Origin of the sequence: Pseudofrankia coriaricola (genome assembly GCF_001854805.1) — a bacterium.
In the GTDB taxonomy this organism is placed as follows: domain Bacteria; phylum Actinomycetota; class Actinomycetes; order Frankiales; family Frankiaceae; genus Pseudofrankia.
Genome location: NZ_MBLO01000124.1, coordinates 1 through 9,501 on the forward strand (window position 1 = coordinate 1; position 9,501 = coordinate 9,501).

At 67.5% G+C, this 9,501-nt stretch carries 6 protein-coding genes and 1 pseudogene; 1 reads left to right on the forward strand and 6 read right to left on the reverse strand.

Features of this window, described 5'->3' with window-relative positions; all coding sequences use genetic code 11:
• Nucleotides 1-204 precede the first annotated feature (204 nt).
• The 6 genes and pseudogenes from BCD48_RS17910 to BCD48_RS52940 form a co-directional block, all read right to left on the reverse strand.
• Nucleotides 205-540, reverse strand: coding sequence for a hypothetical protein (locus BCD48_RS17910; RefSeq protein ID WP_131804035.1), 336 nt, complete (start codon nt 538-540; stop codon nt 205-207).
• A 153-nt stretch (nt 541-693) separates the two neighbouring features.
• Nucleotides 694-1,277: pseudogene (locus BCD48_RS17915) on the reverse strand (IS1634 family transposase); the annotation flags it as partial.
• Between the two features lie 241 nt (nt 1,278-1,518).
• A complete protein-coding gene (locus BCD48_RS17920; protein WP_071049587.1) occupies nt 1,519-6,438 on the reverse strand; it encodes a diguanylate cyclase in 4,920 nt (1,639 codons plus the stop codon).
• 137 nt (nt 6,439-6,575) lie between these two features.
• A complete protein-coding gene (locus BCD48_RS52930) occupies nt 6,576-6,806 on the reverse strand; it encodes a transposase (protein ID WP_206745019.1) in 231 nt (76 codons plus the stop codon).
• A 15-nt stretch (nt 6,807-6,821) separates the two neighbouring features.
• Entirely contained in the window at nt 6,822-7,136 is a 315-nt protein-coding gene (locus tag BCD48_RS52935) for a hypothetical protein (protein ID WP_206745017.1), read from the reverse strand.
• Nucleotides 7,137-7,197: 61 nt separating this feature from the next.
• A complete protein-coding gene (locus BCD48_RS52940; RefSeq protein ID WP_206745018.1) occupies nt 7,198-7,977 on the reverse strand; it encodes an ISL3 family transposase in 780 nt (259 codons plus the stop codon).
• A 368-nt stretch (nt 7,978-8,345) separates the two neighbouring features.
• Here BCD48_RS52940 and BCD48_RS46625 point away from each other — a divergent pair, with 368 nt between their 5' ends.
• Entirely contained in the window at nt 8,346-9,116 is a 771-nt protein-coding gene (locus BCD48_RS46625) for a TetR/AcrR family transcriptional regulator (protein ID WP_083418815.1), read from the forward strand.
• Nucleotides 9,117-9,501 lie beyond the last annotated feature (385 nt).

Here is a 9,501-nt window from a genome sequence, read left to right on the forward strand (position 1 = left end):
CGCCAGGTGCAGGTAGCGGACCGGGCCGGTCTTGGACTGCCGGGTCGTCGTCTTCACATACATGTCTCTAGCCAGAATACAGGAAACCCCAACCAACCAGGCAGATCCTTCCTGGCCGTTTCTCTAGGACCCTTCGACTGTGTGACCAGGCCACACCGTCCTGACCAGCCACTTCGCCCAGCCAGTGTCTCTAGGCCCCCCGAATTACGCGGAACGCAGGCCGAACTCGCCAGCGAACTGCGCGGGCACGCCGCTTTGCTTCTTGGTGCGTACAGGCCCGGGGAATACGCCGGTCTCATCGATCGCGAACAAACAGGTCACCGCCCGGCGCTTGAACCGCTGCCACGCCGTCAACGCCCTCACGTCCGCGCCGTCGTCGATGAGGAACATGGCGATGTGGTCCGGCACCGGTTCCACGACGCCCACACGGTCGCAGAACCTGCCGAACGCTGCCCACACACGCCGGTAGTCCTCGACCGACGTCTCCGGGCGCCCGCTGCCGGCCAAGAGCCGATCAGCCCGCCCGATCAGAACCCACACGCCACCCGCCACCTGTGACCACCGCCTTCCAGAGACCGGACAAGACGGCAACCACGCAACACCCGACCGTTATGTCGAGCGACAGGCCCCCTAAAGCGGCTCCACCAGCGGGAACACCGGTCGGCCTCACATAACCGATCGCTTCACATAATTCGAATAGCCCGACTCGCGGAACCCGTCGCCCTGGTCGGTCTCGAAGTAGAGCGTGGTCACGTCGTAGAGAACGAGGCTGGCCGGTCCGAGCGCCGCGTGCGCCGCGCAGGCCGCGGCGAGGCGCCGCCGCCAGGCGTCGGTGGCGTATCTCGGCAGGGCGCGTTCGATCGTCGCGTAGGAGGCCGCGCGACGCCGGTCTCCTCCAGGACGCGCCGCGAGTCGAGCTTGCTGGTCGGCTCGATGATCCGCGCCAGGACCAGGTCACGGAACACCCGGTCGGCGCCGGTGGCCTCCCCGAGGCCGACCGAGTCGTAGGCGCGGCACAACGCGTCCCACAGATGCCCCATCCGCGAGGCGACGATCGGCAGCGGGCCGCCCGCCGCGCCGACCGTGTCCAGCCCGAGGTCGAGTTCTCCCTGCCCGGCTGCGAGGCGCTGGTTCGCGACTGCCCGCAGCGCCGCCAGCTCCGCCTCGTCGTGCGCGGACCCGATGTGGTCCATCGCCCGCGACCCGCGCCGGATCGAGTACACGATCTGCACCGCGGTCGCCCCCGACGCGGTCTTCACGGTGCGCACATAGGCCACGGACACCCAGGATAGGGCCCGGCTTAGTGCACAAAATCCGGCACCCCAGCGGACGATTCCGCAGGCCAGAGACTTTCGATCTTGCCGAGACGATCAACGTGAGGGAAGTCAGGTTGAACACTTGGGGGTCCGTGTACTTCGGGTTACGCAGCGGCACGCCGACCCGACCCCGATCGATTCCTGCTCTGGGAGTTCGGGTCTTGCGGGATGACTGTCCCTCGCCGGCGTGGGACAGCGCGTACTATCCCGATGCGGGGCTTGTGAGTGCCGTTTCCACCCGGTTTCTGCCGCCGCTTTTGGCGTGGTACAGCGCGGCGTCGGCGAGATCGATGAGTGCTTTCGGTCTGGCCTTGGGAGTGGGGATGATCGACGTGGTGCCGATGCTCACGGTGATGATCTGGTTGGGGGCCATCGAGTGTGGTTCGGCGATCTCCTCAACGGCGGCGCGGATTCGTCGGGCGATTCGGGTGGCGGTGGCGATGTCGGCGCCGGGCATCACGACGGCGAACTCCTCGCCCCCGTAGCGGGCGGTCAGATCGGTGTCGCGGGTGTTCTCGGCCAGGCAGGCGGCGACCCGTTGGAGGCATCGGTCGCCGGCAGTGTGGCCGAAGTGGTCGTTGTAAAGCTTGAAGTGGTCGATGTCGACGATGGCCAGCGCGACGGGTGTGGCGTTGCGTTGGGCTCCGTGCCATTCGGCGTCGAGGACCTGGTCGAGGCGTCGCCGGTTGGCCAGGCCTGTAAGCGGGTCCGTGATCGAGAGCTGTCCGAGCCGCTGGTTGGCGGTGGCCAGTCGCTGGTTGGCGGTGGCGAGTTGCTGGGTTCGCTCGGTGACCTTGTGTTCCAGTGATGCATAGACGAGGGCGTTGTCGAGCGAGACCGCTAGTTGCCCGGCGATGAGCATGATTCCTTCGAGGCGTTCGGTGGTGAACGCGCCGTGGATCATCCGGTTTTCCAGGAGCAGCATTGACCGTAGCTCGGCTCGGATCATGATGGGTATGGCTAGCAGGGAGCAGCGGTCCAGGTCGGTGAGGTATGGGTCGCGGCTGAAACGGTCGTCGCGGGTGGCGTCGTCGACGACGACGGGTTCGTGGGTGCGCTCGGCGTACCGGATGACCGAGGGTGGCAGGAGGCGCCGCCGGCCGGCCTCATCGAGCGAGACGGTGTCGTGATCGTCCAACGGCACCGACCAGCTGCGCTGCTCCCGGTCGTGGAGGAGGAGGTGGACGCTGGTGGCGCCGGTCATCGCGGACAGGATTTCCACGACTCTGTTCCGCAGGCCGTCGATACTGGTTTCCGAGCTGAGGACCTGGGAGGCGGCGGCTACACCGAGCAGGTCGATGGTGCCGGTGGTGACGCGGGCGGCGGACTGCGCCTGTGGCCGCACGAACGGATTTGTCCCGGAGGGCTCGGCCCCTAGCTTCGAGTGGGCCCAGTCGAGCCGGCTGACCTTGGCGGTGGCGCCCCAGGCCGCGTAACGGTCACGGGCTTCGGCGAGCAGCGCGTGGCCGGCTCGCTCCATGCTGTGAGCCAGGTAGAACCGTGCGGCGCGTTCCAGGATCAGCGCCTGGTGCCACGGGCGTGCCTGGGCGGATGCCTCTTCCTGTGCCACGTCGAAGGCATGCGCCGCTTCGCGGAAGTCGCCCACGGCCCAGGCCCGCTCGGCCTCCGCCCAACGGAGCAGGTGCAGGAAGTTGACGGGCGCGTCGGCAGCACGCGAGGCCAACCACTCGACCAACGAGTCCAGCTCGGTCAGTATGGCGTTGCGCCGGTCCGGTTGTCTCGTGCAGGCCTGCCCTGCCAAGGCCAGGATCCGCAGCACACGCGCCACGACTGCCCTGTACTGGGCCTCGGTGGCTGACAGCAACGGCATCACGGCCGCCGTGTGCCGGGCCAGCTCACCTGGGTGGTCGAGGATGGCTGCGGCGAAGGCCCGGCTGAGGTGCAGGTCGACGACGGCGATCGGGTTGGCGGCCAGCATGTTCAGCTGAGCCGCCTCATCGGCCGGCGATTCGGTGCTCTCACCTCGCAGTGCCCTCGCCAGTTGGCGATACTGCCGGAACGCCTCCTCGGCTCGGCCGTTGCCGGTACGAATGGCCAGTGCCAGCGCTTCGTCGACCTCAGCGACGAAGCTGTCAAGCGACGGCGCACAGTCCAGCAGGCCGCTCAGCAGCACGTAGTGGTTCCAACATGCGTACTGCGGTTCAGCTCCTTGGATCAGGCCCTCCAGCACGCGGCGCGCCGCCGACAGGTTGTCCTCGAGGGGGTCGAACCAGTGACCGACACTGATCACGTACATAAACTGCGCCTGCCATACCTCAGGCTCATACCCGCGGGCCTGCGCGACAGCGAGGATGCGCCGCACGATGCGATACCCAGTGCGGTAGTCCCGCCTGCGGGCGATCGTCACATTCGCGGCGCCGCTGGCTGGACCGACCAGGGCACGATCCGGGCCGCACCGTTTCCACATCTCCACCGCCTGCAGGCTCAACCAGGTCATCATCTGCTCGTCACAGAGGTACGCCGGGTGCGTGAGCCGGTCGATGAGCTTCATGGCGTCGAGCCGCGAACGGTCGGTGATCTTCGGTCGTCGCAGGTCGTCGGCTTCACTGGTCTGGTCAATCCACTGATAGAGCGCGTCGAGCCCGCGGTCGATCTCCGATTCCAGACGGTCGCGGTCCGGGACGGCGAAGCCGAGCTGTCGCAGCTGGTCGAGGCCGAGCCGCATCGCCTCGCCGGCAGGCCCTTGGTTGGTGAGGCTGCTGACCTGCACCACGGTGGCGGCCGTCCGCCCAGCCGGGCGGGTACACAGCCGGCAGATGGACTGGTAGACCTCGTTGGCCTCCTCCAGGTGGCCAAGGCTGTACAGAGCGGCGTGACGGCCGGTATGGAGCGTGATCAGCTGGTCGGCGTCGGCCGGGTCGACGAGCGCCACAGCCGCCGCCAGGAATCTCTCCACCAGCGAATAGTTACTCACCAGCTTCGCCTGGTCGGCCGCTTGCCGGAAGAGCCTTGCCATCAGCTGCCGCTCCTGCGCGGAGTGCACAGCGTCGGCCACCCGCAGGTACTGCTCCGCCGCCACGGCGAAGAGCTCGGGCCGCCCGGCGAGGCGCCGGGCCAGCCGCAATCGCGTGGCGCGCTGCGCCTGCGGGGTGAGGCCGCTCAGGATTGACTCCCACGTGCGGTCGTGATGGAACCGCACGCTGGCCTGGCCGTCAGACTCCAGCACCAGGAGACCGGCGGCGAACGCGGGAGCGAGCCGCCGCTCGATCTCATCCGCCGAGAATCCGGTCGCAGCCTCCAGGTGGTCCAACTCCATTCGGCCGGCCAGGCACGCCATCACCTCCAGCATCTCCCTGGTGGCGGGCGGCAACGCGGCCACGCGGACGGCCAGCAGCGTGGCCACGTCCGCCGCTGCCATCCAGCGACTCAACGCCGCCCGGTCCCATCGCCACCCACCCTCCCCGACGGCTAGGACCCCGTCGTGGCGCAGCGCGCCCAGCAACTCCACCGTGTCGTACGGATTACCTGCCGTGCATGGCGCGATCAGCCCCGCCAGCTCCGCGGCGGACTCCGGGGCCAGACGCAGCAGGTCGGCCACCATGGCCGCCTGGCCGTCCGGCGTCAGGTTGGCCAAGCGCACCTGGTGCGGCCCGGCTGGCCGCCGACGCCACCGGGCGAGCATCGGCGTCAGCGGATGAGCAGCGTCCACCTCGCTCTCCCGGTAGGCGCCGACCAGAAGCAGCCCCTCGATCTGTTCCGCTCCGCCGAGGATCAGGTCGAGCAAGCCCAGTGGTGAGCGCCCGGCCCACTGCAAGTCGTCGACGAACATCACCACCGGTCGCTTCCGAGAGGCAACCGCACGCAAGACCCCGATCCCGATGCGCTGTCCTCGCAGCTGCGCGGTCATCGGATCGCCTAGAGCTGGGGGGACCCTCAGCAGCGTCGCCAGCTCCGGCACGATGGCGGTCGCCAGCCCGGCGTTGGCTCCCAACGCCCGCAGCATCCGCTCCCGCACCGCGACCAGATAGTCCTCCGGCTCGGCCAACAACAGCCGGCCCAACGCCCGGAACGCCTGCCAGACCCCGTCACTCTCCGGGTCACGACGATTCTGGTCGAACTTGCCCGCAACGAACCAGCCGTCGACACCAGCCACGATCGGCCGCAGCTCATTGACCAGCGCCGTCTTGCCAACCCCCGGAGCCCCGCCAACGAGCAGCCCGCCGCAGCGGCCCATCATCGCCTCGGCGAACACGGTGGCCAGCTCGCCGATCTCCTCCTCGCGCCCAGCCAGCCGGGAAGGCGTCAGCGGCCGCCGGGGGAGATCGTGCTCGCCGGGATGCGCAAGGTCGGCGCCCTGACGGACCAACCTGAGATCGTGTATCAGCCCGTCGGCACCCTGGTAACGATCGTCCGGCTCCTTCTCCAACAGATGCATAATGATCGCCGACAGACCGGCCGGCACCGCCGGGTTCATCTCCGCCGGCGGTACCGGCACCCGCGTCAGATGATCATGAATGATCCGCGGCGGGTCCCCTTCGCCGAAGGGCGCCGTGCCGGTCGCCAACTCATACAGGGTCGCGCCCAACGCATACAGATCGGCCCGCTGGTCGACCGGACGACCAGTCCGGCCGGTCTGTTCCGGCGCCAGATACGGCACCGTACCGACAATCTCCCCGGGGGGGACGAAGCCGGACTGAACCGTCGTGAAGGTCGTGGCGAGCGCGAAATCGCTCAGATACGGCGCGTCCAAGTCGCCACTTACGACAATGTTTGCCGGGTTGATGTTCCGATGTACCACGCCTCTGGCGTGCATCCCCCCCATGGCCCACGCAATCTGTTCGGCCAGCTTGATGAGGTCAGCCGGCTCCAGCGGAGAGCTCCACTCGGACACCGCCGTTCCGCCGACATCGGCAAGCAGGATCGACCCCGGATCCGGCGAAACTCCAACCGCCAGATGCACAACCCCCTCGACCTCGGACAACCGACTGAGGATCTCCACCTCATGGCGCAACCGTTGCGGCGCCCCAGGCCCCAGCGGTTCCTTCCGGATCACGCTCCCCGTCAAGAACACCAGCCGAGCCACCCGAGACCGCTCCGTCTCATGCAGCAGCATCACCGCCGCCGGCGGATCCGGGCCCCGTGTCATCCTCGGGGATTCCATATGTCGATCCTTACATCACGTCACAGATTGCTTACACCTCCCACCTGCCCACACTGAGCCGCGCCCGAACCGGTCCTTGACAAACCGCTCGCGACCACCGCGATGTGGGCGATCGCGTAGTTCGGTTTTGGCGACGATCACGTGACGGCCTGGTCCGCGAGTTGTCTGATCAGTACGCGCTTGCGGAGCAGGCCGAAGTTCGCACGTCCGTACATTTGCCGTTTCAGCATTTTCCGGTTCGCGGTGCCCTCGACGGGTCCGGAGCTGTGCGGCAGCGTGAGTCCGGCGACGACGGCGTCGTAGTCGTTGCGGAGGTGCCGGGCGAACGAGACGAGCGCGGGCAGGGTGTCGCGGTCAACCGCGTCGATCCAGGCGTCGAGGTGCTAGCCTTCGAGCTTGGTGACCATGCGGGCGAAGTCCGCGACGTGAGTAGCGAGGTCGTCGAGCTCCGTGCTTCTGGCGAGGACCGTCTTCAACGCGAGCTGGTCGTCGGGGTCGAGCCGGTCGGGTCGGGTCATGATCCAGCGCACCGTCTCGCGGACCGTGGGCGGAACCGGACCGGGCGGCGGGGCGGTACGGCCGTCGCGGAAGCGGCGCAGGTAGCGACGGACCGCCTGGTCGGAACCGCGGTAGCCCAGCTCGGTGATCTCGCTGGTGAGGTGGGCTGCGTCGGTGACGCCCTCGTTCCACCGGCCCACCGGCGGTGCAGGTGCTCCTTGTACGGATCGATCTTGCTGCGGCGTTCGACGGACTTCGCGATCAGCTCGTCGACGCTGGTCGCGTCGGCGAAGCGGCGCACGGTCTGGATGTCGAGGTGCAGGGTGCGGCTGACCGACGCGCGGCTGTGGCCCTGAGCGAGTAGTCCCTGGACTTCGGCGTACCGGCGGCGCGTACGCGTGACGATCGGCTTCTCGTGCGTGTGGACGACTGGCGGCGGCTCGCTCGAGACGGGTGCCGGTACGGTGGCCGTCTCCTCGACCGTCGTCGGTGGTTCGGCGAGCGCGCTCCGGTAGGCGGCCACGGTTTCTCGACCGCCTCGCCGAGGTTCTGCCAGAGGTGGAAGCGGTCGGCGACCTGGACGGCGTCGGGCGCGCCGGCGCGGGCTCCTTCGGCGTAGGCGCCGCCGCGGTCGCGGCAGACCACCTCGACACCGGGGTGGGCCCGCAACCAGTCGGCGAGCGGGTCGGCGTCGCGGCCTTCGAGCAGGTCCACAGGCCGGTGGCTGTCCATGTCGACCAGGACGGTGCCGTACACGTGCCTACGGCGCAGCGCGAAGTCATCCTCCCCGAGCACCGCCACCGTGCCGACCTCAGGGTCGGGCAACCCGCGCACCCTGTTCAGCAGCGTGTCGCGGCCGACCGTGATCCCGAGCTGCGCCGCCAGGCGCGCCCCGGCGCGGCCGGCCAGCGCCAACCCGATCGCCTCGCACGCCCGCCGCGCCAGCGGCGTGTACCGGGCGTACGGACTCGTCAGCCCCTCGACCTGCTCGGCGAACGTCACCGCCGGACAGTCCGCCACCGCGCAACGGAACCGGCGCACCAGCAGGTCACGACGACCCGGACGCCCGCGACCGCGGTGTCCACCAACCGCCGCCGGTACCGGCCGTGCACCCGCGTCGAGACCACTCCACAACGAGGGCAGCTACCAGACACCGCCCGCGGACGAGCGACCAACCGCAGCAGGTCGTCGACCCGCTCCACCCGATCCACGACCACGTCCGCCAGATGCGGGAACAGGACCCCGAGGTCAGACAGGCACCGAACACACGATCGCAGCAGCGCCCACCTGGTCCGCCAGGGACCAGGCCGTTACGTGATCGTCGCCAGAACCAGTGATCGCTCTGGCGATGCGTTGGTGCCTGCGTTGCGCCCTGTCCCACCGAGATCAGAACCCAACCTGATCACGGCATGAAGGATGGAGGTTCGTTATCGACCCGTTCTCCCAGTCGACACCGCTCTGGTATAAGTAGAGGCGTGTCAGCTGAGGAAAACCAACTCTCGCCGGCCAGCACTCAACCGTGTTCGCAGGCGGGTCGCAGCAGTTTACAGCGACGGCGTCACAACTCGGGCGAGGGATACCAGCTCCGCGCGGAAATCACAAGGGCCGCCATGCGCCTACTTGAGACGACTCCGTCCTCCAAACTCACACTACGCGCCGTAGCGCGTGAAGCCGGCATATCGGCGCCAGCGATTTACCTTCAGTTCTCTGGCCGCCAGGAAATGATCCTCCATATCGCCAACCTCGCCTGGCGAGAGTTGGCCGCGGAGATGGAGCACGCCGATGGGCGAGTTCAAAACGACGAGCCCTACAAACAACTTCAGGCCCAAATTCGAGCGTACTTGCACTACGCGCTAGCTAGCAAAACTCGCTACGAACTGCTATTCGGCGTCGATCCCGGAATTGAGCTGGAAATGGATGACGAGCGCCTACCCACTCGACCCGTCTATATTACCCTTAGACGCGTCATCGAAAGGTGCCGAGAGGCAGGCTACGTTTTGCAGCTCGACAGTTTGGATGACATGACTGTTCTCGTCTTTAGCGTCGCCCACGGAAACGTCGCGCTCGCCCACGCAATGAATTCTCCGTTAACCGGACCCGCGCAAATTCACAGTTATGTCGATCGCGTCCTGTGTACGTTGGTCACAGCACCGCCCGAGGCCATAGGTAAGGGGCGCTGAATGGAATAGCCCACCTCGCACCACGACACACGTCGCGCCGAGCTCGATCTCCCAGGGTTGTCCTCGAGCCCGCGGAAGCCGATGTGGCGATCCCCTGCCTGACGGACCCGTCGGTAGAGAGCGACGAACCGGTCCTAGTCAGGCCCTCCGGACGCGAACATCATGCTTTCCGCGATCGCGGTGCTGACGAATTGGATGCGATGTTCGGTAGCAGTCGCGCCAGCGAGGCACCGTCGCGTGCCGCAGGGTGCGATCGGGGACTAGTGTCTCGTGATTCTGTTTCATTTATATGGTCGTTCGGCTAGAATGGCGAGGTGGAGCTAACGGCGGATATGCGGTCGGAACTGCTGTCCATGGTGAATGACAGCGACGTTCCTGCGAATGT